A 26,456-nucleotide genomic window follows, 5' to 3' on the forward strand; every position below is an offset into this window, starting at 1 on the left:
GCTCTGGCACTGATGACGGTCATGCCAGACGTTCATTTGAACCGCCTGCTCCTGACGTTCAGCAGAAACTCGGAATTTCTCCGCCAGCACGGCTATTCACTGCGCTATGCGAGGTGCAACTCCTGAGGAAAACACACCCCTGGGTGGAGGGTTCCTGCTCTATGGCTTCTGCCCGGTGGAATCTCCTAAACCGAGATGGCCCTCTTGACTGTTGATTCTTCAAAAAGAAAAAAGAGTAGAAAACATATGATGATCATCATCAGGGCGCCCAGGCGGGGCACGGCCTGGCGCGCCTTTTTCGGGCTGATCCTGCAAAGTGTCGGAGATAGGTCCTGCAAAGTGTCGGAGGCAGGTCCGGTCAATCCCGCAAAGTGTCGGTGGGACGTTCAGGATAGCTGCCCCTGAGTCCTGCAAAGTGTCGGGGGCGACTCCTACAAAGTGTCGGAGGGAGAGGAAGGGTATTCCAGCCTTGTCCCGCAAAGTGTCGGGGGCGACTCCTACAAAGTGTCGGAGGGGCTGTGAGGGCATTTCAACGCGATCCCGCAAAGTGTCGGAGGTGACTCCTACAAAGTGTCGGAGGCTCCTACGGCCAGTCCCGCAAAGTGTCGGAGAGAGCCCTCCTGCCTCTGTCCGCCGAGTCCCACAAAATGTCGGAGGCGAAGGTGTAGCAGCGAAAAGGGAGGGCCCCCGTCACCTGCTCTGCCGGGGACCACAGTGAGTTGAACAGAGACAGGATCAGGGGGTGGGTTGCTCCCAACCTGAGATCTGGCCTTCGATCTGGGGCCGTTCGAGCGAACGCAGTTGGAGAAGGTCCAAGGTGCTGACGCGCCCATCCAGGTACAGCTTCACCGCCCGGTCACGCAGGGGCCGCAGGGCTCCTGTCTCCTCGAATCTCTGCCCAAGGGCCATGAGCGCAGACTCTGGTTTCCTCTCCACCGGAGCCAGGTCTTCCTCATCGGGTGTGGGCAGGGGTGGAGGAGCAGGTCGCTGCGCACTGGACGTTTTCTCCGCGACTTGCACCGGGTACTTGTCCGGGTCGCGGAGCATATCCACCAGGAGGCCCTGACGGTTCTTGACCTTGCCCTTGTAGGCGGTCTTCATCAAGGCCTCGAAACGCGTCAGAGTTTGATGCACGTGCGCTGCGCTGTACTGCACAGCCAATTCCAGGGCAGCCTTGCTGCTGAGATACTGTGACAGGAGTTGGGCCGCCTCCGGATCGGCCATCCGTACCTCTTCCTCAGCGAAGGTGTACGTGAAGGTTTTTTGCCGCCCCCGCCCCTCGGTCTCGACGGTAGCGAGGTAGCCGCTTTCCATCAACGCCTCGTGGGCGGGGATCAGGGCGCGCTCGATGAGGGAAGGCAGGTTGCGACCGTCCATCTGGTGCGACAGTCCCAGGTGCTCAGCCCAACTCAGGAGGGGAAGTTTGACTTCCCTGGGTGGCGTGCCGTTCTCGGCAAGGTTCGTGCGGAGCATGGAGAGCGCCCGGTAAACACTGCGACTCATCGGCTGCTTGAGCCGACCGAGCAGGGCGCTGTCGAGGGGTCGGACGTACCCGGAGCGAATGCTCTGCATCAGCTCCGGGTCGAGGCGAATGACGAGCAGCGTCTTCGCCTGCCAACGGCCGATGTCCTCGACCTTTTCGGTGTTGTCTGCCTGCCAGTGCTTGGCGACCAGGTTGAAATCCACTGTCCGCCAGTCGCGCTTGCCTTGGTCGTACCAACACTCGGTGATGGTGAAGGTGCTGCGCTTGAGCCGGTGGAGGGCGCGTTGCACCTCGCCGTAGCTCCTGGCGTTGTCGGGAAGACAGCTCAGCTTCAGCAGTTCGCTGGCGCTGATGCGGATCTCGCCGCCCGGTCTCGTGTTCTGGAGCACGGCGGCGCTGATCAGGCCCAGCAACACATCGTTGTCGATCCCGTGCGGCACCACGTCATTGAGGTCGGCCGTGCACTCGACGGTCATCGTGCCCAGCGCGTCGAGCGCGAGTTCCTTGCGCCAGCCCTTGAGCGTGGTGCGGTTCTGCGCCAGGACCAGGTTGAGACGGGCGAGGTTCAGCTCGTCGTGCCTCTCCTTGAGCATCACGCGTGAGTTCCCCACCGAGAGCAACATGAGCTGAGTGTACTCCTCATCTCCTTCTCCTCAAGAACAGGATGAGGCGTCGCCTCCCCGGAAGACTCACGCCCTGCTGGAGTTGCACGGCGGCCTCCCGGGCCGGAGCGGGGTTCAACCCCAGACTTCGCAGGGCGCCTGCGGCGCGCTCCTCACTTTCGCGGGCATAGGTGGCCGCGATGAGCCGGGCGAGCTGGACGCGCTCTTCCAGGGTGAGCTGCGGCAGCACGCGCCGGGCCTCAGCGAGTGGGTCCGTGACCGTCCCGCTTCTGCGCGCCGGCTTCGGGCGCGCAGGCGCGCGGTAGGCGCTCTCCAGGCTGGCGAGCGCGTGACGGCGGGTGTAGGGGTCGTGTCGACCGCGTGCGCCCTGCTGCCCGACCCCGTCGGCGTAGTCCAGCATCACGGGCCGGGCGTCCTCCAGGGCGTGTCCCGCCTTTTTCAATTCACGGGCGAGCCAGTACCCGGCGTTGTTCCGTGCGCCGGAGGCCCGGCCCAGCGCCTCCCGCAACAGTGCCGGCGCGTCCTCCCCGGCCCCCAGCCTGCTCGGGTCGAGTTCCGGCAATTCCGGCGGGGGCGGGCAGGTGAGGCCCGTCCACAGGGCCACCGCCTCGGGCAGACACGCGGGGTCGGGCAACTCCTCGCTGAGGAGCTGATACCTCCCGTTGGCCAGAACGCTCGGTGGGAGGACGATCATCCCGCCGTCCCCCCGGACATCCAGGCCGGGGAACGGCGGGTTCTTGAAGCTGCCACTGGCGAGCGTCCGGACCCTCCAGCCAGGATGCGGGAAGTACAGGTGTGGGGACCCGCCCCCCGAGAGGGCGCTGGGGGTCAGGCCCCACTCCTTCAGGAGCGCCCAGCCCGCTGCTCCGTCCAGGTCGATCACCACCCGCCTGCTGATCGTTCCGGTGACGCCCGCCATGCCCGGGACGCGGCGCCGGGGGTGGAACCACTCGCGCAGCAGGTCCGGGCTCACCCGCTCCTGCTGGAACCCCCGCCAGGCAGGCACCCGCTTTCCCTCGTCGTTGATGGTGTAGTGCCCCGTCTCGACCATGACGGCGTGCGGCCCCTTGAAGCGGTGGACCGGGATCACGTTCCACCCCAGGTCCAGGGCGCGCCGCGCCGATTCAAGCAGGTTCATGCGGATTGCCGCTCGTCCGACTGGTCCCCTGTGGTCTCGGTGCTCGCCCCTGTGGGTGTGGCCGGCAGGACTTGAGCAGGAGACGCTTTCCCTCGGGCTGGTTTCTCGCCGCTTTCCTTCCCAGGGTCCTTGCCCGTGTCATTGCCCTGGAGCTGCCGGGCCTTGGCGGCCAGCAGGGCGAACATTTCCGGCGTGCAACCGGCGTAGGTCTCGCGCGTCGCGACCTTGCCCTCGTCGTGCCGGAAGTCGAGCACCTGCGCGACCGTCTCCTTGTGCCACCGCCGGAACCGCTCATCATCGAGGATCGCGTAGGACAGGCAGTCCAGGCGGTGCCTCCCACAGCGCAGGGTCTGCTCCTTCCCGGGGATGGCGTCGAAGCGGCCTTGCGAGAACGCCTCCTGAAAACGCTGGAGGTACAGCTGAAGATAGCCGGGGTGGTCGAATTGAGCCGTCACTTCGGTCAGGTCAGTGATGTGCATGGGACCGTCCTCGTTTTTGAATGAGGCTGCGGATGACGGTGCGGGTGGTGATCTCGTAGGCCACCGGCCAGCCGCTCAGGCGCCGCAGGTGGAGACCGAGGAGGTCGTCGGGCGCGGTGGCCGTCAGGACCACCAGCGTGCCCTGCTCCCGGTCCAGCCGCAGGGGATAGAGGTCGTGCCGGCGGATGGCCTCCTCCGGCAGGAGGTGTTCCTCGAGCGTCACGGGCGCGTGCCGGTAGAGGGGGAGGTTCAGGTGGTCGGCCAGGGCGGCCGCGTAGTCGTCCTCGCTGATCAAGCCGTCACCCAGCAACCCCGCTTCCCGGCCCTGGTACGGCCGCATCTCTGCCTCGGGGATCAGTCCGGTGACCGCGAGGCGGTCGGCCAGACTCAGCGGCCCGGCCAGCGCCTCGGGATAGGTGAGGCGCAGACAGCGGCGGTAGAGGTCGGGGGGTAGGACCGAGCAGGCCAGGTCCCCGCCTCCAGTCAGTGAAATCGCGTGTGCACGTTCCTGGAGCCGAGAGTCGCTGAGGTCGAGGAAAGGGTTGGGAGACAGCAGGCGCAGGGTCTCTCCCTCGCGCCGCTGAGCCAGGGTGAGGGTGTCCAGCGCGAGAGGACGGGGAAGCATCGGTTCCACCCCGCCGCCTGGCCGGTGAATGGCTTCCTCGACCGTCTCGATGTCGTTCAGGCGGGTGTAGACCGGGCGGCCATGCAGCCGGGCCAGACGTCGCCAGAGGTCGTGGGTGTCGGCCGCGGTGCGTTCCAGGACGCGCAGCAGCGTGCCTCCCAGGGTCTGTTGGGCGCGGAGGGCCGTGTCGGCCTCCTCCTCGCTCAGCAGCCCTCCGGCGTGCAGCAGTTCGAGCGTGTCCTCGGTCATGCCAGGCCGCGCCCGGTGTACCAGCGCACGGCGCGGGCGAGGGTGTCGTCTAGGCGGGTCTGGGGCACGTTGAACCGCAGGTTCTTCTCCTCGATCAGCCGCCCGATCCGTCTCGCCAAAGGCTGAACATCCGGGTAGTCGCTCAGGTACCTCTCGGCGTCCTCCCAGAAGCGCGGTGTGGTTGGATGTTGGTGCCGCAGTTCGATCGTCTTGCTGGGGGCGACCAGGTCGAGGGCCCAGCAGGCCGCCTCCAGTTCGGTCTGGCAGAGCTGCTCACCCCGCACCCGCCCGTCGTAGAGGTGCAGTTCGCCTTCGCCGTACAGCAGTCCGGCCACATGGGTCTGCAGGCCGTCGGTGACGGCGTAGGTGTGCAGGTGGTAGTGGTTCAGCCCGTTCATGCGTGGAAGGGTCCCTCCCTCCGCCTGGGTGAGGATGTCCTGCCAGAAGCCGTCGAGCCGGGTGAGGGTGCCCACCCGCAGTTGCAGCGACTTTCTCTGGAGCAGCGCCTTGAGTTCTTTCGGCCACCCGCTCGGCGGACGGCGCATCTGTTCGCGCAGGGTGTGCAGGTTGGTGTGGACGTACACCAGGCTGTGAAACGGCACGCTGCCCAGGGCGGTGAGGAGTGCGCTGAGGCGCTGTTCCTCCTCACCCTGGCCCTGCACCGGCACGGTGAAGTAGTGCCCGGTCTTGCCTTCGTTGCGGACGTGAATGACGGTGAGGTCCTGGCCCGAGAGCTGGAGGTACAGGCGCTGCTCGGGACGTTTGCTGGCTTCAGCAGGCATGGGGCTCCTCGTGACGTTGCTGGTGACGTTGGCGGGCATGTGCGCCGATGCGGCGGCGTTCCTTTGGGAAGATGGCTTCGCCCGTGCGAACCGCGATTAGGTTCCCCTGCTGGTTGCCTACGCGGTCGCCATCGGCGTGAATCCACACCTGCCCGGGTGGGGCTGGCCCGAGCGAGGACGTGGTGAGGTGCTGGGGAGTGAGTCGGCCCCGTTCGTCGCGGACGCTGCGTGTGATCTCCCAGTAGGTATTCACACGTCGGTCGCGGGACGTCAGCCGAGCCTCCTCGACCCACCCGACGAGGCTCGGCTCTCCGGTTCTGAGCCCCGTCGGGGGCCTCCTCGGCAACCGGGGGAGTGAGCTGTGGCCGGAGCGGCCGAGCCCGCAGGGAACGGGGGAGAGCGCGGGCGACGCGACGGCAGGGCTGGGGAGCACGCGGCCGGCCCGGCCGCCTCGGTGCCGCCTCGAAGGTGGCAATCAGGCACCCCTCGATGGCGCGGATCAGCCCGCCACCCACCAGGTGGGCGAGCAATTGCTCCGCCACCTCCCGGGCCACGCCGAGCGCGTTGCGAAACGCCACCCCCGAAAAGCGCCGTGGTCCGTCCGGGTGGAGCAGGGTGGACGCTGCCTCGCTCGCCCGGTGGATCAGCGCCGGGTCCAGTGCCGGGCGCCACGCCGGTGGAGGCAGCCGGTACTGGGTGATCTCGTCTCGCCGCAGCCGCACCGTCTGCCGCTCGACGTCAGGCAGATCCTGCAAGACGTCACTCAGCAGCATTGGATCCCCGCCGTAGCCCCCCGAAACTTCCGCGAGCGCGCGTCGCAACTGGGCGAAATCGGCCCAGGTCCCTACACTTGACAGCACCTCGGTCACGCGTGCCTGCAGCCGGATTCGCCAGTCCCGCAAGCGTTGGGGGAGGTCCTCTCGCAGGAAGTACACCTTCACGTTGCCCCCGTGGGCATGCAGGGTGCCCTCCTCGGTCAACGTGACCAGCGCCTGACGGCAGGTCCGCAGTGACGGTGCACCCGGCTGCCCGCTGCAACGCTGGTACATCTCCGCCGCGGTGATCCCGTTTCGGCTCAGTTCAAGGCACAGGGGGCGTAGGTCGGCTCGCATCTCGCGCGCATGGTGCCCGCTGGACCCAAAACCCTGCGGAGCTTTCTTTAAACCCTCTCTAGAACGCTGTTTTTACGGAAACGGGCTTAAGTTGTTCAGACAGGAGGCGGGACCGTACTGTGTTTGAGATTTCGTTCTCCGCCCTGCTGACCTGATCTTTTTACTGGACGACTGGTAGAAGAAGCCCCCCGTCATAAGCCGCCGAACAGAATGGCCGATAAATTAAGAGATGGTAAAAACGTGGAGCGCCTTCCTCTTTAACTTGTCTAGCACTTTTAAATTTGCTCGTTGGTAACTGAACTTGTCTGGGTCAATTCTGCCGCCCCGGAAGTCGCCGTTGGAGATTTGGGAAGAGGAGAAATGCGAGGATGGCTGGACGTCTGAATGCGGTAAGCCCGGTGCCGCTATTGCCGCGGCCCCACCTTCTGGCACAATTGGCGGCGCCGGTCGCCGTCCTGGCGGCACCTCACGGCTACGGGAAAAGCCGACTGATCGAGACCTACCAGGCGCAACTCACCCTGCGGGGTCAGCAGGTGGTGGCGCTGACCTGCTCGCCTGACGACCGGCGCCCCTTTCACCTCGCCAACCGCCTCACCCGCGCCATCATGCGCGTGACGGGCCGCCGGATGTTCGAGGGGTTGGCCTCGACGTATGCTGCCGGGGACCTGTACAGCGCGTTCGGGCTCGCGCAGGCGGTGGCCGAGGACCTCCTGTACGCCGAGGTTCCCTTCACCCTGCTGATCGACGGCGTCGACGGCGAGGAGGCAGCCACCTTTGTCGCGGAACTGGCGGTGCGTGTCGCTCCCCTGGTCCAGGTGATCGTTTCGGGATACGGGCCGCTCGCCGCGTACTTTCCCGCGGAGGTCACGGTCCTGGGGCGGGAAGATCTGGAGTTCACCTCGCAGGAGGCTGCGGCTCTGGGGGTGCCGGACAACCCGTATGACGGCTGGCCCGCACCGACCCTGATCGTGGCGGGGGGGCAGGGGCAGCCCGACCAGTACACCCAGCAACTGGTTGGGCGCCTCGCCCCCGAGGACCTCGGGCTCCTGCCGGCGGCGCTGCTGGACGTCTGGCACCGTCAGACCAGCAGCCAGGTGTGCAAGGCGCTCGGTCTTCCCCGCAACTACCTCCGCCGCTTCGAGGAGCTGGGCTTCCCGCTCCGTCCTCACGGCGACGGCGTGGCTCCCCCAGCGCTGCTGCGTGAGGCGATGCTCGAGGAACTGCGCCGGACGGACGCGGACAGCTTCCGCAAGTCCAGTGAGCGGCTGGCGACGCTCATCGAGGCGACCCGGCCGATCCGCGCCCTGGAACTGCGCAGTGAGATCGGGGATGAGGAGGGAGCATTGGCGCTGGCCCGCACCCGGCTTTCCATCTGGTCGCGTGAGCGCCACTGGTCACAGGTCCGGGCCCACCTGGAACCCTTCTTCAACCGACTGACCGCCGACGAGCAGTTGTTGCTCGCCCGCGCACAAGACGGGCTGGCGACCCATCAGGAGGAGGTGGGCCGCGCCCTGAAGGTGGCTCAGCACGCCCGGCACCAGGGCGCCCGTGAACCGGAAGCAAGCTTCGTGGTGGGGGAGATGCTCCTGCGGCTCGGCTGGCTTGATCAGGCTGTGAGCGTCTTCGGCGAGGCGGTGAGGGCCTCGCCGGAGGGGAGCGCGCCGCGCCTGCGCGCTCTGGGTTGGCTCGCGTTGTGTCTCGTGGCGCAGGGTCGCTCCGGCGCCGCGTTGATGGAGTTGCAGACCGCCTCAGGCGCCGCGGTGGGGCTGCCCGCCGAAGAGATCGGGGTCTTCTACGTCGCGAGGGCGAGTGCTTGCCTGCGTCTCGGTGACGTCCGGGCCGCACGGGACGCGGCGCGTCAGGCTCACATGGTCTACAGCTACAACCTGCCGCTGGCGTTGTCGGACCTGACGGTGACCTTTGAGCTGCTGCATCTCCTGATCGACCTCGGCGACCTCCGGGAAGCCCGCCTGCTGCTGGGGCAGTTGCCGCGTGTGACCGTCCCCGTCGGGCGCTGGTACGGTGCGAGCCGGGCGCTCTTGCAGGCACACCTGGCTCACCGCGAGCTGCGGCTGGGCGACGGTGAGGAAGAGGCGCCCGGGCAGGCCCGGCGTGCCCTGGAGGAAGCGCGCCTGGGGGGTTACCACACCCTGGAGGTGCAGGCCGGTCTCCGGGTGTGTCTGCTGCACGTGCACCGCCACGAATACCCGTCGGCACTCTCGCTGGTCGGACAGCTCGAGGCGCTCTTGCCCCGTGACCCCTGGGTGGAGCCCACCCTGTCGGACCTCAAGGCGGTCTTGCGGGCCTGTCTGAGTGAGATGCCGCCGCCGCCCTCCCAGCGTCCCGTCGCGCTCCGTGAGAGTGCGCTGGTCCGGGCGCTGGTCCACGGTGGGCGCGAGGGCCACGAGCAGGTGTACGGTGCGGCCGTCGTGACCACCTGGCGGAACTGGTTTCCCTGGAGGGGCGGTGGACGGGTTCCGGACAGCGGGGCCGATGTCCTCCCGGCCGGCCCTCTGCCCGGGTGGACCTCCCTGGAGATCTCCCCGGGTGGGTACGGCCTCCCCCCGGTCGAGGAGCGCCCACCCGAGCATCACACCCTGGAGGTGCGCCTGCTGGGAACGCCACTGGCGCGGCTGGACGGCCGGGTGCTGGAACTGCCGCCCCGGGCGCTGGCGCTGCTGGCGTACCTGTGCGACGGCGAGGTCCACCCAGCGAGTGAGCTGATGGAGGCACTCTTCAGCGATTCCCGGCGACCCCGGGTGTACCTGTCCGTCACCCTGAGAGAGCTGCGTTCGTGTTGGCAGGGCGTCGTCGGTCAGGCACGCGACCCGGTGGTCCGGGTGGGCGGAGGCTACCGCCTGGCCCCCGAAGTGCGGGCCCGTTGCGACCTGCGCGAACTGCGTGGCGCCACCTTGCGTGGGGTGCTGAGCCTCTACCGGGGACCTCTGGCCCTGGAGCAACCCTGGATGTTCGTCACCCCGGACGAGCTTCGCCAAGGCATTCTGGCGCGCTTGAAGCAGGAGGCCGACCCGCGCGAGGCGCAGGACATGCTCTCGCGGCTGCGCGCCGTGGATTCCGGGTTTCCTGCCTGGAGCAGTGACCACACCTGAGACGGGAAGGTCGCCAACCTGGGGTGGACCCATACTGCCCTCATGCTCGTCTTCCCGCCGGACTGGACTGAAACGCCCCCTTACACCCTGCGACCGGTCGGTCCCCAGGTCGGCTATGTGCCGCGGGTGCGCCGCCGCGTCCCCGTCTACTGGGCGCTGGCGTCCGTGGACCCCGAGATGGACTCGCTGCCGGTGTTCGTGCTGGCCCCGGAGGGCACATCATGGTCCGCCCCGGGCGCGGCTTTGCTGGGGAAGGACGGGCAGGTGGTCGCCTACGCGACCTCGGCGAGCCGCCGTGACCCCTGCGTGTCCGCCGTGCTGGAGCGGGCCCTGGACCTTTCCGCCGGGCAGACCCTGGCCACCTGGGACGCCTCCTGCTGGGCGGCGCAACTGCTCGCGTTCCGAACGCCGGGCGCCTCCCGGGAGGCCACCTGGATGCGGCTGAGCCGCCAGCCGGTGTTCTGCCTGCGCAGCAGGCTGGAAGAGCAGGACATCGACGTCTTCACGCTCGCCCAGGCCTGCGCCCAGTTCGGTCTGCCCGCGCCCGGAGAGGACGTCCTCTCGACCGCGTTCACGGTCCGGGCACTTCTTCAGGTGGCGTGGGCAGGTCGTACCGCTCACAGAGTTGGGTGAGGAAGGTGCGGTGGTGGGCGCGGGCGGCCTCGACGGTGGCTGCCCGCGCCACCACTTCACCCCCGTCGCCACGCACCAGCACCGTCTCGTAGAGCAGGGGCGGGTCAGCGCCCTCCCAGACGGGGACGAAGAGCGTGACCAGACTGAGGTAGTCCGGGTCAGGCAGAAAGTGCATGCTGATCACCCGCTGCCGGGCCCGCCAGACGGTGGGGGGGAGCCGCTCCACCTCGACCGGCCGCCCTGTTTCGTCGGGAAGAAAAAACCGTGCCCCGTCGCCGTAGGGCCTCTCGTAAAGCAGGTCCGTTGCCCGCTGCCGGTCGACGTTCATGCCGTCAAGCGTACCTCCCCGGCGTGACCGCACCGGAGAAATGTGACGGGGTGCTACCCCCCCACGCCCAGCGCCCTCATCACCTGCGCGTGCATGGCGGGCGGATAGACCGCGACGCTGATCCGGCCCTGGGTGTTCCAGAGGGTGTCGAAGTCGCGGTAAGAGATGTAGGCGTACCCGATCAGGGGGTCCGCCAGGTACAGCCGGGAGAGGCGGTCGTCAAACCCACGGATCACTCGGAAATGCGGCACCTTGCCGACTTCCTGGGCGTACTGCAAGACGATGCTGGGCACGCCCAGCGCGATCAAATTCTTGAGCAAGGGAGTCTGGCTGCCCCGGATCTGCACGGCCCGCAGGCCGTAGCGGCCGACAAAGTGCTCGATGGCCTCCACCTGCATGTAGCCGCCCGGGGACGGTTTGGTGGCCCGGCTGATGGTCTGCACCGGGACGGTGAAGTCGTAATACGCCAGCACCATCGCGATGCTCGCGGGGCCGCAGTCGTTCCAACCCTGATACACGACGGGCAGGTGCTGCAGGGCCAGGGCGGGCTGGGAGACGGCCCGGGCGGGAAGGGCCAGGGTGAGCAGCGCCCCCAGCGTGAGGGAAAGAAGCCGTCGTCGCATGTGGCCACTGTGCGGCCGGGTCAGGTTGGACTTCGCGCCTTCCAACCTGACCTCCCCCCAGGATGGCACCATGCTGACGCTGACCCACGGCACCTCCGCCGAGTTCACCGCTGCGCTCGCGCGTCCGGGCGTCCTGAAACCTGGCGGCCAGTTCGCCACGTTCACCCTGGCCGGAGAGTTCGAGCGGTCTCGGGAGGACGGGGCGCCGATCCGGACGATCTTTTACCAACCCTGTGTTGCCGCGGGTCGTCTGGCAGGACGGCTGGGGACGTTGGGTGCGGGCGAGGCGATCAGTGGAATAGGCGTGCTGGCCGCGTATGAGGGGGAGATCGTCATCGCCGTTCAGGATGCGGCACGCCTGCCTAGCGAGCACGTCCGCCTGGAACTGGACGGCGGCGGGGCCGCGCGGCTGCTTCGTGCCCGTTGGCGGGTCCGGGCGCGGGGGGTGTTGATCACCCCACCGCAGGCCCAGCGCCTGGAGAACGAGGTGCCGGTGACGAACATTCGACTGGGGCTCACGCCGAAGCGGACGGAGGGGACGGAGACACCACTGGTGCCACTGGAACTGGCCGCCTACGGGGAGCTGGCGGTCGTGCTCGCCGGGCAGGGCAAGGGAAACTACCTCGACACCTGGGGTGTGTTGCAGCGTCGTCAAGGAGCACAGCGCCGCTTTTCCCGGCTGGAAGTGCAGGACGTCGAGCCCCTGCACGGGACGCGGGCGCTGCTGTAGGACAGCTTGGAACTTCGGGGGTCCCCGCAGAGCGCGGGACCCTTTCTCGTGTGCTGTCCCAGGGATCTTCGGCCGCTCTCCCGGGTCGGGAGAGAGCCGCGTCTCAGCTCGTCAGGACCCGCCACACCAGCGGCACCGCTCCCAGGACAGTGACAAAGGCGTTGTCGCACCCGTGACAGAGCATGGCCGCCCGCAGGCCATAACGCGCCGCCGCCCAGGAGAACACCGCCCCACTCATCAGTTGCGGGATAGCCAGGCCGAGTACGGCCGGATGGTGGGGCAGATCGGGATAGTTGTACAGGTGCCCCAGCGCGAACAGCGTGTTCGTCACCGCCGCGCAGCCGATCAACCAGCCGGGAGAAAGTTGTCCGCTGGGATGCCGCTGACGCAAGCCTAGGGACAACCAGGCCAGGACCAGGGGCGTGATGAACACGATGGTGGGGCTCCATTGCCGCTGATCCAATGCCGCCTTCAACACGTCGAAGGCATTGAGCCCAATGCAGCCCACCAACGACACGACCCCAAACCACGGCAACAGGCGCCAGGCCTCCTGGGGACGACGTACCCCGGGGTTGCCCAGGAAGGCGGCAAAATCGACCAGCCCGGGGATCAGGGCCAGCCGGAACAGCGCCTCTTCGATCATGGGGCTCCAGACGATCCGATCCAGCAACTCGTCCGAGGGACCCCGCTTGGGCGTCCAGCCGGTCTGCTCGATCACCCACGGAACGACCCAACGTGACTGCACCACGACCTCCAGCAGCACCACGAGCAGCACCAGCCCGAGTATCCACGGCACATGCCGAAGTGGCAGACGCCAGTGCAGGGAGAGAGGCGCCAGAGCTGGGGGCTTGGTCATCCGGTGTCCTGACCGGGTCCTGGATGGCCGATGACCCGTGCCTGGCAACGTGAAAGAGAGCCGGAGTGTCTCAGTACGGAAAACCGGACGCAGGCCAGCCCCCAGGCGCTCCCTGACGAGGCGCTGGACGGTCTTTCCAGCTTCAACGGAACACCTCCCGGTATCCGCGCCTCCCTCCTTCTGCCTCCCAGGGATCAGGAAGAGACAGGCCTTCCAGCAGCTCACGCTCCAGCACCAGGCTCTCGAACCTCACCTCGCCGTCCTGAGCCAACGCTCGCAGGACGGCGCCCGACCCGCCGACTGTCCACTCGGCGGTCAGCCGCTCGCCGTCCTCATCCGGCCAGCCACCCGTGCACACCAGCGCCCGCGCATCCTCGTGCGCCAGCGCGGGGTAACGGCGTTCGGTCGGGACCGTCTCCAGGGGCCAGGCCGACGTGCCCGGCACCCGCAGCACGACGACCCGTCCATGCGTATGGGCCAGACAGGCCAGCAGCAGGGCGTGGAGATCAGGGTCGAAATCGGTCCCCAGATAGTCGGTGACTTCACCCGGCTGGATGGTCGTGCCGGCTGTCAGCAGGAGGGTGAGGTGAGGCTCCCCGACCTGCTCCAGGTGGACCGACTTCTCGACCTGCGGGGGCAAGGGGTCGTTTCCCCTAAGCAGGCGGTCGAGCGCCGTGGACCCCGTCACCAGCACTTTCACACGCGGCTGCCCGCTGCGTTCGGCTGCGACCTTCCGAAGGACCGCCTCGCGGTACGGCTGGTCGGTGAGGACGAAGAACGTCCCGTCGTCCAGCCGGTGCCCGAACACCCGGTACGTCTTGCACGTGGGTTCGTCGAGCAGGTGCGCGGCGTCCTCGCGGGGCGGGTCCAAACGGACGTCCACGAAGGGGAGGCCACGCGCGAGGGCCAGCGCCCGGAAGGCCAAGTCCTCACTGATCCGCCGGCCCTTCAGGAGCGTCTGTTCCAGGCGCGGGTCCGACAGTTCCGAGGTTTCCACTCCCCCATACCCGAGTTGCAGCAGCGCTTCGGGGATGGACATCCGCCGGGACGTCCCACGCTCCGGAAGGGTCCTGGGTTCCCCGTTCTGGCTGGACCCTGGGTGGGAGACGTCGACACCCGGCGTGATCTGCGCATCGGGTGGGCGGTCGGCGATCACCACCTCGGGTCCGGTTCCCCGTTCGGGTCCTTGGACAGGGGAAGGCGGCACGGAGGGCTCCGGTTGCGTGGCGAGGGCTGCCAGATCGACCGGCGGTCGGTACTCCGACTCGGGCACGGTGGGCGGGGGGTTGACCCAGGCCGGTTCGCTCGGTCGGTTGGCGGGTCGGCCCACCACGATCAGGGCGGATGGGGGAAGGTAATACAGGTTCTCTTCCTGAAAGGGATGGCTGCTGGCCCGTACCGTCTGCCCATCGGCCTCCGCCTCGACGAGGGCGCGGACCGCGTCGAGGACCCGCAGGGCCCGCTCGGCCTGTGGAACTCCGTAGGCGGCGAGCGCCTGGCCGATCACCTCCTCGTCGAGGAAGGTCCGTGCCCGTTCCAGGACGTGCGCGTCCTGCTGAGAGCGAGACCACCGTCTGCCGCCTGGAGGACGGAGACGGCCGAACTGGAAGAAGGTCAGCCGAGCCTCGCTCCGGAGGACATCGGCGAAGGTCGGTTGTTTCAAGGGCTTCCTCCTCTCACCACCGGCGCACACTCCAGGGCCGGTAGCCGTCCAGCCACAGGTGCAGCCAGTACGCGAGCAGGTATCCGCCTAGCGCCGCCGCAAGGAGCGGCCCGTCCGGGATGGGCACCCGCGGGGGGACGTCCAGGGCACGGTCCACGGCGAGCAGTGCGGTGACCGGCAGGGTCAGCAGGACGGCCGCGTACCCCAGCAGCAGCAGCGGTCCGCGGATGTAAGTGTGCGTGACGCCCCGGTGCCGCACGAACAGGCTCAGCGGGCGCCACAGGTCTCCCCAGACCCCCCAGTTGCGCCGGGCCCGCACGCGAACGTGTCCCGCCAGGTCGAGGTCGGGCGTGATCAGCAGCGTCCCGGTCAGGTATCCCATCGCCAGCGAGAGGAGCAGGTCCTGGGAAACGTGCAGGGCGGTCAGGGGTCCGGCGATCCCCACCAGGGCGAGCAGATTGACGCCGGTGTGCAGGTCACCGCTGGGCATCGCTGCTGGGCGTGACGTTGAGGGTCGTGCGGCTGGTGTACTCGTTGATGCCGACGCGGTACGGCCACAGGACCGTGGGAGTGGCCCCGGCGTCGGCCGCACTGGCGGTCACGGTGCCGTAGCGGGTGGTGCCGGGGGCGACCACGAGCGTGCTGAGGTTCGTCTTGACGAGCACGCTGCCGCCGTTCTGACCGTGGATCGCCAACTGCCGTTCGTTGAGGGTGACCGCCCGGGACCCAGCCTGCACGCGGTAGTGCATCACGAGCACGTTCCCGTCGCAAGTGGCGGTGAAGGTGAAGCGCGGGGTCTCCTCGGCGCCGAGGGCCGCACCCGGACGGAGGCTGGCGGTGGGGGCGCTGGCCTGTGGAGTCGGCGGGGCCGGGCTCGTCTCCTCGGGGTCCTGGACCGTGACGTTCACGATACTGCCCGTGTGGTCGCTCGACAGGGTGAGGCGCCAGGTGTAGGTTCCGCTTTCGGTCACGATCTGTAGAGGCGTGGAGCCGTACCCAGTGAGGCCCGCGAGCAGCACGCGGTTGCCGTCCTTTCTGCGGTCGACCAGCCCGTCGCGTGTGACCAGGACGTCCTTGACGGCCTCGGGGAAGACGAGGGTGCCGAGGGCACCGGGACCGAGCGTCAGGGTGTAGTGCTGGGCCTGCTGCGGGGTCAGGATGACGTTCACGTCCTTCAGGGCGACGGCGGGTGTGGAGATGAGGGCGAGGAGGGCGAGCAGGGTGAGGCGTCTGGTCATGGGTGGATGTCCTCCACCCTGGAGTGTGGTGGCGGGCCAGGTTGGACGCTGCGGCATGTCGGGCAGCCGTGGGGCCCTGTTGTTGCCGGCCACGTGCTCCTGGCCCTGCTCTCGCTTGAACGGCCGGATGTCCTGACCCTCACACACCCCTTCGTTCCCGTTCACGTTTCGCGCCGGTTGACCGGAAATGCTCGGCTGCCAGGCTCCACTTCGGGTGAACACCCCCAGGCTCCCGATGCAGCGGCAGCGCACCTCGCCTCGCCAGAGCGCACGGGCGAGCACGTCCGTGACCACCGAGCGTGGAAGATCGGTGGTGGTCACGAGCGCTGCCACGGTGCGCTGCCGCTCGACCTCGGCGAGGACCCGCTCTTGGGTCACCTCGTCGGGCTCGATGTCCAGGGTGGTCAGATGATGGAGGCGGAGAGTTCCTGCGCGGTCGGCGGCCTTGCACACCAGGCCAGCGTCCTGAAGAGTCCTGAGGAGGGTGTGGGCGTCCGCACGCGGGAGGCCGGTGAGGGCCGCGATGTCGCCGGTGGTGGACGGGCCTTGTCCGAGGAGGTCGAGCACGTGCAGGCTGTGGAGAGGGGAGAGAGCGTTCATGCCGCTCCACCACGCGCTGTGTGAGGGACCAAGCGGGCGAGCAGGGCCCGTTGAATGAGCAGATGCGCCTGAGCGGGCTGTTGGACGTACAACTGCTCATACTTGGGGCGCAGACCTGCAAGTTCACGAACTTCTGGTAACAGGGGGAGCGCGCCGACGAAGTAGCTGTCCCCCTGGACATAGACGTGGGGCCCCCCAGCGTGTTGGTGGAGGACCAGGGCGGTGAGGAGGCTCAGCATCAGGAGCTGGGCTTGGTCGCGCCCGACCTCGAACAGGTCCCCCAGCGCTTCGGTGAGTTCCTCGCGGGCCTGTGCGGAGCGCAGCGGCACGTCGTTCATGACGTGGTGCTGGTGTATCGGTCGAACCCGAGGAGGAGTGTCTGGCACCCGGTGCTTGCTGGCAGGCGGGGAGGACTGGGAGGATGACCCGGGTGCGGGACACACTGCGGACAGGGCGGCATACCCCCATTGTTCCTGTGGGTCAGGGTGGACGCGGGCCCTTCCGCACTCGGCGAGGTTGTCCTTGACCAGCTTGTCCACGAACGGCGGTGATCCGATGTGCTGGGGCCTGGTAGAGGCAACGCTTCTGGGCAAGGGCGTAGCCCGGCCCGGCCCGGCAGGCCTCACCACTGCTGGATGGCCTGCCGGGCGCGCTTCACGCCGACGCGCACGTACCCGCGCGTCGTATTCACGTTGGCGTGCCCCAGCACCTCCGCCACCGCCACGAAGTCCCCCAGCGCCTCGTACAACCGGCTCCCCATGTACTTGCGGAAGGCGTGGAACCCCCGGAAGTCGTTGCCCCCGTCCCTCCGCGCGAACAGCGGCCGCACGTGATACGCCGCGCCCTGCCAGGTGCGGTACGGGAAGATGAAGTCCTCACGGTGACGCCGGGTCCGGGTCACCCCCCGGTAGGCATGCAGCGCGTCAGCCAGCCGGGGGCTGATCGGGACCACCCGGCTCTTGCGCCCCTTGCCCGACTGCACGACGAGGTGCGGCTCGTCGTCCCCCGCGTCCACGTCCGGCCAGCGCAGGCTCAGGGCCTCGTCGATGCGCAGCCCCGAATGGGTGAGGACCAGCAGCAGCGCCCACACCTCCAGTTGCCGGGAGCGCTTTGCTGGTGTCTCTGCCTCCCCGTAGGCGTCCCGGGCGCGGGTCAGCACCCGGGCGACGAGGCTCTCGGTGTACGGCGCGTTCTTCTCCAGGGGATGCCGCCGGTCGCGGGGGAGGCGCACGTCCTCGAAGGGGGAGGCCTGGGTAGCCCCTGCCCAGCGCAGCGCCTTGTACAGGGTGATCCCCGCCGCCACTCGGGCCTGCACGGTGCTGATCGACTTGCCGGAAGCGATCAGGTCACCTATCCACGTCTGAGCGTCCTCACGCTCGGGACCGAGGACCTTCCAGGCCCGGTTCGTCATGTGGTCCACGAGCTGCCGGACCCCGGTGCGGTAACTGAGCAGGGTGTGGCGGCTGATCAGGACGCCCGACTGCGCGTGCTGGGTGAGGTAGGCCTCGACCAGGGACCAGAGCGCCTCGGCGTCCTTTTCGGCGCAGGCCTGGACGGCGCGGCGGCGGCGCTCGTCGGGGTGGAGGGTCACCCAGTCCCGGGCCCGGTCGTGCAGGTCCTGGCGAACCAGGTCGAGGGACCAGCCCGTCATGCTCGAGGTCTCCGCAGGTGCCGGGCGAGGACGGCTTCCACCACGTAACCGGGAACGTCGCGCTGCCCCTCCTCCCAGGCGTCGAACAGGGCCCGCGCCAGTTCACGGATGGGCGGGAGCAGGGTAGGATTGGTGGCGAGCCGTTCCGCCTCACGCCGCTGCGCCTCCGGGTCCAGGCCGTCCTCAGCGAAGGCCGCAAGCAGTTCCTCAACGCGCAGGGCGTCGGTGCCTTGCAGCGCCACGTCCTGGCGCATGTGGGCTTGGCCGTACCGCCCCTCGTACACGGGGGTGTGCAGGGGGCCGGCGAGGAGGCAGGCGAGTTCGAGGAGGGCCTCGTGCTCGTCCTGGGGCCAAGTGTCGGGAAGTTCGCGCACCACCGCGGCAAACTGGTGGAAGCCGGGGACCGGGATCTCCTGGGGGTCGAAGGTTACCCGGACGAGGTGGATCTGCGAGGCTGGAGTCAGGGCGTAGTACGCGGCGGCGTGGCCGGCCTCGTGGTGCATGAGGGTGATGGCTTCCACGAGGTCGAGGAGTTCGGCGGCCAGAGTCGCCGCTCGTTCGGGCGTCTTTGCTTGGCGAATCTGAAGGGCGAGGTCGCGCAGCCGGTTCGTGACCGGGTGATCCTGGAAGTGGGGGTGGCGGCTCAGGAAGTCTGGGAGGCCAGCGGCGACGGCGAGGGGAGCATGGGGGTGTCGGGCAAGGCCGCGCAGCCGGGGGTGAAGAGCTGGAACCACCCCGGAATTTTACAATAATTGGTCTTATTGGAAGAATGTTCTGGGTACCCGCCTTCTCTGCCAGTTCGCAACAGGACGTGTTGACGTACCCCGCTGTCCTGGCGCAGGCTGAGGCACCAGAGTCCGAGGCCGCCGGAAGACGTGGCCCACGCACGGGGCTCAGCCGCCGGGAAGCTGGGACCACGACGGCCATTGGACGGGCAGGGGCACGCGGCCTCGTAGACGCACCCCTGCCCCGCTTGTGGACTCCGGCTAGCTATGGAGGCCACACGGTAGGCCGTTCTCGAGAGGCTTGTCCACTTCAACCTCTTGAGAGGCGAAGTTAGATGCGTTTAGTTCTCCTCCTTCTGTTCCTCATAGGATACGACTGCACTCCTGCTTAGGATGTATGGGTCCGCAGGTACATTTAAATTAGCAGCGACTGAACCAACGCCGACGAGGCCGCATTCGCGTCGCAGCCCATTCGGCGTCCGACTGCTCCTGCCACCCCGTCCGTAGTCCAGAGACAATAAAGGGCAGGCTGAACAAGCCCAGTTGGTGCAACAAGAATGCCGCCATGAGGGCGTTGGCCAGGATCAAGACGGTGAGACCTTGCTCCTTACGTTGAACAATCGAGCGCATGGCCGATCCAGTAATCACCAGCGGAATCATGCCTACGATGGAGTCCGACAGCCAATTGCTGTCGGTGTAATGGGAAAGCGCCCCCGAGACCGTATGGTCTAGAGGCATGACGAGCGGGTCAGGGATATATCCCTGTAGGGCCGACCAGGTATGCACCACCGTGTCCCGGCCTCGATCGACGAGCACCTGCAGCGCGGGGATATGATCGCTTACGGTCAGGGCCACCACCAGAACGGACAGCGTCAGGATTTTGCGTACCGTCGCTGAGGATGTCAGGGGACGGGTACCCCACCCGGTGCGGACTTTCATAGTCTGAAGTATGGCGTTTCTCGGGCGTCGGTTCCCGTCCCCGACGGAGCAGGTCGGGGTGTGGAGCAAAGCGCCCCGCAGGGGGCACCGGGCCGAGGCGTTTTTACTCGGCGGTGTCGCCCGTGCTGCCGAGTGCCCCTTTCAGAGTGTTGGCGATTTTGAAGGCGACTTTGCGTCCAGCGGGGATCTGAATCCTCTCGCTGGTGCCGGGGCGCACGCCGGTGCGGGCAGCGGTCTCCTTCACACTCAGCGTCCCCAGACCAGGCAACCCCACGCTCTTCCCGCTCCGAATCGCCTCCACGATGACTTCCATCACCGCGTTCACGGCCTGGTCGGCCTGCTTCCTCGTCAGGCCTGCCTTGTCGGCCACCTGCTCCACCAACTGCGTCTTGGCGACCTTGCCGCCGCCCCGCCCGCCGGTCGCCTCGGGGGCAGGCGCGGATTGCTCGGCCTCAGCCGCATCCCGTTTGGGAGCCCTGGTCGCGGCGGGCTTCCTGGCCGGGGCCTTCGTCGACTTTTTCGTCATGCTGCGCATCGTGCCTGCCCGGTGGCGAAAAGGCAAGCGGACGCCAGGCCCTCCCCCATGCCAGAACGCCCGCGCGCCCAAAGGGGAGGGGTCGCCGCTTCCCTCACACGGCCGCCCACGGGCGCAGAGGCCCCTGGACAGCTTCAGGGTGGACCGCAGGGCTTTACCGAAGTTGAACACACGTTTTCTAGCATGGTCCCGATGAACCTCCTGCGCATCAACGAAAAGGCGCTGATCGGGCTGGGCCTGGTCGCCGCCGGGGTGGACCTCGCCCTGTTCCCCGTGACGTTCGGGGACGCGCTGCCCTGGGGGCTGGCCGCCGCGTGCCCGGCGGCTCTCCTGCTGCTGCGTCCGGGCCGGTCCTCCCGGAATTTCGGGTCCCAGCCCGGACCGGCCCCTCGACCCGCATGGGTCCCGGTCCCTGCCGTCGTCCCGGGCAGGCCGGTGAGGCGCTGACGTGACGACGAAGGCACGCCCACCCCGACGGGCCGCAGCGCTGCTTACGGCAGCCCTCCTGAGCACGGCGCTGGCGGGCGCCGGGCTGTGGTGGTCCACGCGGGGGGACGCCGGCACCACGGGAGGACGCCTGGGTGGGGACTTCCACGTCCTGCGGGCCCTCCCGGACGGGCGCCTGCTGTACGGCCAGCACGCGGGCGTCTCGGCGAGCCAGGACGGGGGCCGGACCTGGGGTCTTCCCGGTGGGGGCGAGGACGCGATGGCCCTCGCCGCATCCCCGCGGGCACCGGGCGTTCTCGTCATGGCCGGGCACGACGTCCTGCGGGTCAGCCGTGACGGCGGACGGACCTGGCGGGACCAGGGCTTCGGGAACCTGCCGGGCACCGACATCCACGGGTTCGCCGTGGCGCCCGACACGCCGAACGTGTGGTACGCGAACCTGGCCGGTCGAGGCCTGTACCGGACCGAGGACGGCGCGGACTGGCGCCCCGTGTCCCCGGCCCCGGCGGGCGCGATGGCCCTCGCCGCGGGTCCGGGTTCAGCGCCGCGCCTCTACGCCCTCACGCTGGAGGGCGGGCTGATGGTCTCGGACGACGGCGCGACCTGGCAACGCGCCGGTGCGGCGCCGCGGGCGGCCGGTTCGGGCCTGGACGTTCATCCGGTCAGCGGCCACGTCTACGTGGCTGGTCCCGCCGGGGTGGCACGTTCGGAGGATCAGGGGGCAAGCTGGACGAACCTGAACCTGCCGGAAGGTGCGCTGCTGGTCACGGCGGACCCGCAGGACGAGACGAGGCTGTACGCCGCGGGTGAGAGCGGCACCGTGTACCGCTCGGCGGACGGGGGACGGTCTTGGAACCGCTGAGGGTCCCCCGCTGGACGGGCCCGCTGGCACTGGGCCTGGCGTTCCTGGGGCTCGTCCTCGGGTGGCCCGCCCTGGCCCCGACCTTGCGGGAAGCTGCCGGGGACCTCTACCGCCTGAGCGGGACGCTCAATGCCGTCCTGGCCGAGCCCATCAACCGCCTGCGGGCCCAGACGGGGGCGTCGCTCCTCACGCCGTTCCTGCTGGGCCTGCTCGCCGCCACCGCCCCCTGCCAGCTCTCGACCGGCGCGGCGACCCTGGCCTACGTGGCGCGGGACGGGCACACCGGGGGGGCGTGGCCGCGCAGCCTGGCCTTCGTGCTCGCGCGCGTGCTGGTGTACCTGGGACTCGGGACCGTGGCCGTGTACGCCCTGGGCGGGGCGGTGCAGGCCCCGGGCCCGTTCTTCACGGGTGTCCGGCGGGGGATGGGGCCGTTGATGCTGCTCGTCGGCCTGGGGCTGGTCGGGGTGATCCGCCCGCGCCTTGCGGTGGGGGGCCGGCTCGCGGGGGGGTTGGAGGCCCGCGCGCGGATGTGGCGGGGAACGCTCGGCGCGTTCGCGCTGGGGCTCGCGTTCAGCCTCGCGTTCTGCCCGACGCTCTTCCTGCTGTTCTTCGGCCTGACGGTCCCGCTCGCGGTGACGGCGCCACTCGGCGCGCTCTACCCGGTCGCGTTCGCGCTGGGCATGACCCTTCCCCTGCTCGTGCTCGTCGCGTTCCTGCCGGGCGCGGGGAGTGGACGGGCGTACGTGGGCGGGCTGCGCCGCGCCTCGCGGCTGGGCACGCCCCTGGCAGGGGCAGTGTTCATCGCCGTGGGGCTGTACGACACCCTGGTGTACTGGTTGCTGTGAACCTCGACCCCGTCGGGAGGAGACCTTGAATGCGGGGCGCCACACCTCCCTCTTCGCGTGGTTGGGAGCCGTACAAGATTCGGGAGTTTTGATGCGTTGGGTAAGAAAGAACGACTGAGACGAGGCTTTTCAGCCCAGTGAGGAGGACCCGCTCCCTTACACTGAAGGTGCGTGAACCGCACCGACCGTCTGCTCGCCATCGTCCTCGAGCTGCAAGGACGCGGCCGGGCGCGCGCCGAGGACCTCGCCCGGCAGCTCGATGTGTCCAGGCGGACCATCTACCGCGACGTGCTCGCCCTGAACGAGGCCGGGGTGCCCATCGTCAGCCTCCCCGGACAGGGCTACACCCTGATGCCCGGCTATTTCCTGCCGCCGCTGCGCTTCAGCGTGGAGGAGGCCGTCATGCTCCTGCTGGGCAGCGACGTGGTGGCTCAGGCCTTCGACGCGGGCCTGGCGAGCGCCGCCGGAAGTGCCGCGCGCAAGATCGGCGCGGTGCTCGCCGAGGACGTGCGGCGGGAAGTTCAGTTCCTGCGCGACAACCTCCGGCTGGTGCAGCGGGACCCCGGCGGGGAAGCAACGCTGGCCTTGCTCCGGGTCCTGCGTCAGGCCACCCTCGAGCGGCGGACGGTCGAGTTCCGGTACCACAAGCCCCAGGCCGCGGAGGAGACGCGGCAGGTCGATCCGCACGGGCTCTTCCGCCTGAACACGGTCTGGCTCCTCGCCGCCTTCGATCACGCCCGGGCGGAGTTCCGCCACTTCCGCCTCGACCGCATCGAGGGCCTGCGGGTGCTGCCGGGGAAGTTCGAGCGGCAGCCGCACTTCAGGTTGGAACGCGACGAGACGCGTGAGGGGCGCGAGCTGGTCGTGCGTGCCCTCTTCGACCCGGAGGTGACCCGCCTGGTGGGGCAGAACCTCTCGTACTACGTGACCCGGACCCAGGAAACCCCGGACGGGCTGCTGGTGACGTTGCACGCACGTGCTGTCGAGGAGGTGCTGCCCTGGCTGCTGTCCTGGGGTGGCCGGGTGCGCGTCCTGGAACCGACCTTCGTGCAGGCCCGGCTGCGTGAGGCGGCCCAGGAGATTCTGGCCCGGCACCCCTGACGGCTGCTGACAGGACGGTGTCACTCCTCCCCGTGAAGCTGGAGGTGGAGGTGGACGGGATGCAGACTCGTTTGGATTTCGCGTCGGTGCAGGTGCGGGACCTGGGGGCTTCGCGGGAGTTTTACAGCCAGGTGATCGGGTTTGAGACGGCCGAGCACTCCCCGCCGGGCGCCGTGGTGTTTCGGGACGGGCAGGGCGCCATCTTCGCCATTCGTGTGCCGCTGCCCGGCACGGACACGAGCAAGGACCTCGGTCTGGGAGTCGGCCTCTGGTTCGCCGTGGGGGACGCCGACGCGCTGCACGCCCGCATCGTCTCGGGAGGTGGACAGGTCGTCTCGCCCCCGCAGCCCGGCCCCTTTGGACGGATGTTCGTGGTGCGCGACCCGGACGGCTACGGGCTCACCTTCCACCAGAGATGAGGGAGAACGACGTGACCACGCTCACCACGCACCTTCTGCGGCCCATGTCCCCCTTCGACTTCGCGCAGACGCTGGGGTTTCTGGACGGATTTGCGCCCACTCGCGGCGAGCAGCAGGTGGAGGCACGGTCGCTGACCAAGGCGGTGCGGGTCCACAGACGGACCGTGGGGTTCGCCCTGCGCTCGATCGGCATGGTGGAGGCGCCCGGGTTGACGTGCGACCTCTTCGCCGAGAGGCCCCTCACGTCGGGAGTCGAGGAAGCCGCCCTGGACCGGGTGCGCTTTTTCCTGAGCCTCGACGAGGACCTGAACCCGTTCTACGCCCTGGCGCAGCGGGATGCGCCGTTCCAGAAGGTTCTGCGCCACTTGTACGGCTACCATCACGTGAAGTTCCTAACCCCATTCGAGAACGCCTGCTGGGCGGTGCTGACCCAGCGCACCCCGGGTGAGGTGGCCCGGGCCATGAAGCGGCGCCTGGTCGAAACCTACGGCGGGTCGGTGCAGACCCCGAGCGGCCCGCTGTGGGCGTTCCCCGAGCCCGCCGACCTCGCGGACATCACCGCTGCCGAGCTGGTCGCGCTGCTGGGCAACCCGCGCAAGGGCGAGTACCTGGCCGCTGTCGTGCAGGCGTTCGGGCAGATTGAGGAGCACTGGCTGCGCCAGGGGCCGTGTGACGAGGTGAAGGTCTGGCTGCGCGGCATCCGTGGCCTTGGCGAGTGGTCCACGACGTTCGTGCTGCTGCGGGGCTTAGGGCGGATGGAGGGTGCCGTGCTGGACAGCCAAAGCAGCCTGTTCACGCGGGAGATGATGAAAGCGGCAGCCAAAGTGTATGGCCCCCTGGGCTTTGAGGCCCTGAGGGCCCACGCGCACCACTACGGGGACTGGCAGGGGTACTGGGCACACTACTTGCGTGCGGCAGGATGAACTTGCCGCTGATCTGTGAGCAGGTGAGGGGAGTGCCTGCGGAGGGCACTTCCAGAAGGTTGCGCGAGGAAAGCGTGTCCTGCACAGGTTCTTTCCTCAACGACCCACACTTCTTGATCCTGCCCTCTCCCCGGGTCAGGCCTGACGGCTTTCCCCGGACGCGCGGCTGTCCCTGAGCCGCCGGGACTCCTTCCAGGTGGTGTGGCGGGAACCACCTTCGCGTTCGTCGCCGACTCGTTCGCGCGTGAGCTGGGCTGGTGGACATACGGACCATGCATGCCGCGCGGGGGTTAGTCTCACGCCCCTCGTGCAACGCGCCGTGCTGTCACTGCTGACCTTTGAACTGACCCGCGCCCGGGCGCGGCACCCGGCGTGAGCCCGCCCTCCCCGGGGACGGCCCGCAACGCGACGAGGATGCCCGCGAGGCGCCGCTCGACCACCTGCACGGTGAAGCCGGAGGCGCGGAGCCACTCGGCGGTGGGCCGGTTCGGGTGGCACCCGACCAGGTGGTCGAACACCGGGTCGATCAGGTCGGCCGCCACGCCGAGCCAGCGGTTGGGGGGCCGGACATGTTCGAGCGCGAGGAGTTGACCGCCCGGACGCAACACCCGCCGCACCTCCATGAACAGCCGGGCCGGATCGGGAATACCGCACAGCCCCAGCGAACTGACCACGGTGTCGAACCGCCCGTCCTCGAACGGTAGGGTCTGGAAGTCACGCCGCACGAACTGCACGGGGAACGGCAGGGTCAGGGCCTTGAGGCGTGCCACGCGCAGCATCGCGGCACTCAGGTCGAGGGCGGTGAGGCGGGTGAGGCCGGGCGGATAGTGTGCGAACGTGGCGCCGGTACCCGCGCCCAGTTCCAGCACATCCCCCGCCGCCCGCGACAACAGGTGGGCCCGCAACTGGTCCAGCCGGTGGCTGCGGGTCCATGCGTCGTACCGGGAAGCGGCGCGGTCGTAGAGGCGCTGCACGCGCCGGGCGTCAGCCATGTCGGTCCTCCGGAACCCAGTACGGGGAGCGGGGGTCCGGTGTTCCCCAGGAGGCCGGCACGACCTCGGCCGTCCTTTCCGCCGTGGGAGCCCCTCGGGCCTCCCCGGTGCCCCACCAGGTCCGGCGGTTGATCGCCTTCCATAAGGGTGACGACCGTCCCTGCGCAGGCAGGATCAAGACCGCACGCTCTACGCCGCGCCCAACAGGTCGGGCCTGTCCTCGGGAGTCGCCCATCACCCCTCGTTGAGGGGTTCCGCCGGGGGAGGGTCCTCCGGCTCTTCCGCCGCCCCGGGAGTCGCGTCGCCCAGCAGGGCGCCCGGTCCGGGTCCGCCCCCGATCCCTCCACCGTCGTAGTCCTGGTCCACGACGACGTCCTGGTGTTCCGTACGGTTGGGTTGGTCCTGTTCCGGCTTCGTCATGGGTACCGTCCTGTCCGCGCGCCCTGGTGCTGCGGCTGGTGATGAGCGGATGGCGGCGCTGGTCCACCGTCCTGCCTTTCCAGTTTGTGACGCTCATGAAAAGCGGGAGAGCCAGTTAACCTTAACGAGGATGAGCACCGCGTGGAGATCAGGTCGCCTCGGCCCAGCCAAGGAGCGACCGGTCCGGTGGGTCCACGGGAGTCCGCCCTGCGTGCCCGTGAGCCGCGTCCCTTTGGCTTCGATCCGCCGTGGACAGCGGGCACTCGGCCGGACTTACCTCCCACCACCGTGCCGACCAGGAGCTTCATCAATGAGACCCCTCTCA

Annotated in this window: 27 protein-coding genes; 9 read left to right on the forward strand and 18 right to left on the reverse strand. The window is 68.6% G+C overall.

Annotated features, from left to right (window positions below):
* Positions 1-735: 735 nt before the first annotated feature.
* Genes A7B18_RS01025 through A7B18_RS01045 form a run of 5 tightly spaced genes read right to left on the reverse strand, consistent with a single transcriptional unit; the run spans position 736 to position 5,379 of the window.
* On the reverse strand, positions 736-2,106 hold the full coding sequence (locus A7B18_RS01025; protein ID WP_102124812.1) for a replication initiator protein A: 1,371 nt from the start codon (positions 2,104-2,106) through the stop codon (positions 736-738).
* 16 nt (positions 2,107-2,122) lie between these two features.
* Complete coding sequence (locus tag A7B18_RS01030; protein WP_102124813.1) at positions 2,123-3,244, reverse strand: bifunctional DNA primase/polymerase; 1,122 nt, start codon at positions 3,242-3,244, stop codon at positions 2,123-2,125.
* The gene (locus tag A7B18_RS01035) at positions 3,241-3,723 is read right to left on the reverse strand and encodes a hypothetical protein (RefSeq protein ID WP_102124814.1); all 483 of its coding nucleotides are present in this window, start codon (positions 3,721-3,723) and stop codon (positions 3,241-3,243) included. Before A7B18_RS01035 ends, A7B18_RS01030 begins: the two co-directional genes overlap by 4 nt.
* Positions 3,710-4,597 (reverse strand): hypothetical protein, encoded by an 888-nt coding sequence (locus A7B18_RS01040; protein ID WP_102124815.1) that lies wholly within the window; start codon positions 4,595-4,597, stop codon positions 3,710-3,712. Before A7B18_RS01040 ends, A7B18_RS01035 begins: the two co-directional genes overlap by 14 nt.
* Positions 4,594-5,379 carry a hypothetical protein gene (locus tag A7B18_RS01045; RefSeq protein ID WP_146009416.1) on the reverse strand — a complete coding sequence of 262 codons (786 nt, stop codon included), beginning with the start codon at positions 5,377-5,379 and terminating at the stop codon, positions 4,594-4,596. The genes A7B18_RS01040 and A7B18_RS01045 overlap by 4 nt, the downstream gene beginning before the upstream one ends.
* A gap of 1,480 nt (positions 5,380-6,859) precedes the next feature.
* Between A7B18_RS01045 and A7B18_RS01050 the strand changes: the two genes are divergently transcribed.
* Together A7B18_RS01050 and A7B18_RS01055 are read left to right on the forward strand one after the other, a co-directional pair.
* Entirely contained in the window at positions 6,860-9,601 is a 2,742-nt protein-coding gene (locus A7B18_RS01050; protein WP_146009417.1) for an AfsR/SARP family transcriptional regulator, read from the forward strand.
* A gap of 42 nt (positions 9,602-9,643) precedes the next feature.
* A complete protein-coding gene (locus A7B18_RS01055; protein ID WP_102124818.1) occupies positions 9,644-10,234 on the forward strand; it encodes a hypothetical protein in 591 nt (196 codons plus the stop codon).
* Here the strand turns inward: A7B18_RS01055 and A7B18_RS01060 are convergent.
* A complete protein-coding gene (locus A7B18_RS01060; RefSeq protein WP_102124819.1) occupies positions 10,173-10,562 on the reverse strand; it encodes a hypothetical protein in 390 nt (129 codons plus the stop codon). The two genes, A7B18_RS01055 and A7B18_RS01060, sit on opposite strands and share 62 nt — an antisense overlap.
* A 53-nt stretch (positions 10,563-10,615) precedes the next feature.
* Complete coding sequence (locus A7B18_RS01065; RefSeq protein WP_180969961.1) at positions 10,616-11,185, reverse strand: cysteine peptidase family C39 domain-containing protein; 570 nt, start codon at positions 11,183-11,185, stop codon at positions 10,616-10,618.
* Between the two features lie 70 nt (positions 11,186-11,255).
* Here A7B18_RS01065 and A7B18_RS01070 point away from each other — a divergent pair, with 70 nt between their 5' ends.
* The gene (locus A7B18_RS01070; protein WP_102124821.1) at positions 11,256-11,915 is read left to right on the forward strand and encodes a single-stranded DNA-binding protein; all 660 of its coding nucleotides are present in this window, start codon (positions 11,256-11,258) and stop codon (positions 11,913-11,915) included.
* 103 nt (positions 11,916-12,018) lie between these two features.
* Here the strand turns inward: A7B18_RS01070 and A7B18_RS01075 are convergent, their stop codons facing one another.
* The 9 genes from A7B18_RS01075 to A7B18_RS01120 form a co-directional block, all read right to left on the reverse strand.
* Positions 12,019-12,711: a CPBP family glutamic-type intramembrane protease gene (locus A7B18_RS01075; protein WP_180969962.1), complete on the reverse strand. Its 693-nt coding sequence runs from the start codon at positions 12,709-12,711 to the stop codon at positions 12,019-12,021.
* 202 nt (positions 12,712-12,913) lie between these two features.
* Positions 12,914-14,434 (reverse strand): GspE/PulE/PilB domain-containing protein, encoded by a 1,521-nt coding sequence (locus A7B18_RS01080; protein ID WP_102124823.1) that lies wholly within the window; start codon positions 14,432-14,434, stop codon positions 12,914-12,916.
* Between the two features lie 13 nt (positions 14,435-14,447).
* Entirely contained in the window at positions 14,448-14,924 is a 477-nt protein-coding gene (locus A7B18_RS01085) for a DUF2227 family putative metal-binding protein (protein WP_102124824.1), read from the reverse strand.
* Entirely contained in the window at positions 14,911-16,272 is a 1,362-nt protein-coding gene (locus A7B18_RS01090) for a MarR family transcriptional regulator (protein ID WP_102124825.1), read from the reverse strand. Before A7B18_RS01090 ends, A7B18_RS01085 begins: the two co-directional genes overlap by 14 nt.
* Positions 16,269-16,610: a hypothetical protein gene (locus A7B18_RS01095; protein ID WP_102124826.1), complete on the reverse strand. Its 342-nt coding sequence runs from the start codon at positions 16,608-16,610 to the stop codon at positions 16,269-16,271. Before A7B18_RS01095 ends, A7B18_RS01090 begins: the two co-directional genes overlap by 4 nt.
* A gap of 284 nt (positions 16,611-16,894) precedes the next feature.
* Positions 16,895-17,923, reverse strand: a complete 1,029-nt coding sequence (locus A7B18_RS01100) for a tyrosine-type recombinase/integrase (RefSeq protein WP_102124827.1) — start codon at positions 17,921-17,923, stop codon at positions 16,895-16,897.
* Complete coding sequence (locus A7B18_RS01105; RefSeq protein ID WP_146009418.1) at positions 17,920-18,657, reverse strand: hypothetical protein; 738 nt, start codon at positions 18,655-18,657, stop codon at positions 17,920-17,922. The genes A7B18_RS01100 and A7B18_RS01105 overlap by 4 nt, the downstream gene beginning before the upstream one ends.
* A 411-nt stretch (positions 18,658-19,068) precedes the next feature.
* The gene (locus A7B18_RS01115) at positions 19,069-19,587 is read right to left on the reverse strand and encodes a hypothetical protein (RefSeq protein WP_102124830.1); all 519 of its coding nucleotides are present in this window, start codon (positions 19,585-19,587) and stop codon (positions 19,069-19,071) included.
* 103 nt (positions 19,588-19,690) lie between these two features.
* A complete protein-coding gene (locus A7B18_RS01120) occupies positions 19,691-20,122 on the reverse strand; it encodes an HU family DNA-binding protein (RefSeq protein WP_483863806.1) in 432 nt (143 codons plus the stop codon).
* A 192-nt stretch (positions 20,123-20,314) separates the two neighbouring features.
* Between A7B18_RS01120 and A7B18_RS01125 the strand changes: the two genes are divergently transcribed.
* From A7B18_RS01125 to A7B18_RS01150, 6 genes are all read left to right on the forward strand, one after another.
* Entirely contained in the window at positions 20,315-20,569 is a 255-nt protein-coding gene (locus tag A7B18_RS01125; RefSeq protein ID WP_102124832.1) for a hypothetical protein, read from the forward strand.
* A 1-nt stretch (position 20,570) separates the two neighbouring features.
* Complete coding sequence (locus A7B18_RS01130; RefSeq protein ID WP_102124833.1) at positions 20,571-21,431, forward strand: WD40/YVTN/BNR-like repeat-containing protein; 861 nt, start codon at positions 20,571-20,573, stop codon at positions 21,429-21,431.
* Positions 21,419-22,276 carry an urease accessory protein UreH domain-containing protein gene (locus tag A7B18_RS01135; RefSeq protein ID WP_102124834.1) on the forward strand — a complete coding sequence of 286 codons (858 nt, stop codon included), beginning with the start codon at positions 21,419-21,421 and terminating at the stop codon, positions 22,274-22,276. The genes A7B18_RS01130 and A7B18_RS01135 overlap by 13 nt, the downstream gene beginning before the upstream one ends.
* A gap of 171 nt (positions 22,277-22,447) precedes the next feature.
* Entirely contained in the window at positions 22,448-23,377 is a 930-nt protein-coding gene (locus tag A7B18_RS01140) for a helix-turn-helix transcriptional regulator (RefSeq protein ID WP_102124835.1), read from the forward strand.
* Between the two features lie 17 nt (positions 23,378-23,394).
* Positions 23,395-23,796: a VOC family protein gene (locus tag A7B18_RS01145; protein ID WP_245872682.1), complete on the forward strand. Its 402-nt coding sequence runs from the start codon at positions 23,395-23,397 to the stop codon at positions 23,794-23,796.
* Between the two features lie 11 nt (positions 23,797-23,807).
* On the forward strand, positions 23,808-24,719 hold the full coding sequence (locus A7B18_RS01150) for a DNA-3-methyladenine glycosylase family protein (RefSeq protein WP_180969963.1): 912 nt from the start codon (positions 23,808-23,810) through the stop codon (positions 24,717-24,719).
* Positions 24,720-25,015: 296 nt separating this feature from the next.
* Here A7B18_RS01150 and A7B18_RS01155 read toward each other — a convergent pair whose 3' ends face one another.
* Together A7B18_RS01155 and A7B18_RS21780 are read right to left on the reverse strand one after the other, a co-directional pair.
* On the reverse strand, positions 25,016-25,711 hold the full coding sequence (locus tag A7B18_RS01155; RefSeq protein WP_102124837.1) for a class I SAM-dependent methyltransferase: 696 nt from the start codon (positions 25,709-25,711) through the stop codon (positions 25,016-25,018).
* Between the two features lie 234 nt (positions 25,712-25,945).
* On the reverse strand, positions 25,946-26,131 hold the full coding sequence (locus A7B18_RS21780) for a hypothetical protein (RefSeq protein WP_180969964.1): 186 nt from the start codon (positions 26,129-26,131) through the stop codon (positions 25,946-25,948).
* Positions 26,132-26,456 lie beyond the last annotated feature (325 nt).

Origin of the sequence: Deinococcus planocerae (assembly GCF_002869765.1) — a bacterium.
GTDB lineage: Bacteria > Deinococcota > Deinococci > Deinococcales > Deinococcaceae > Deinococcus > Deinococcus planocerae.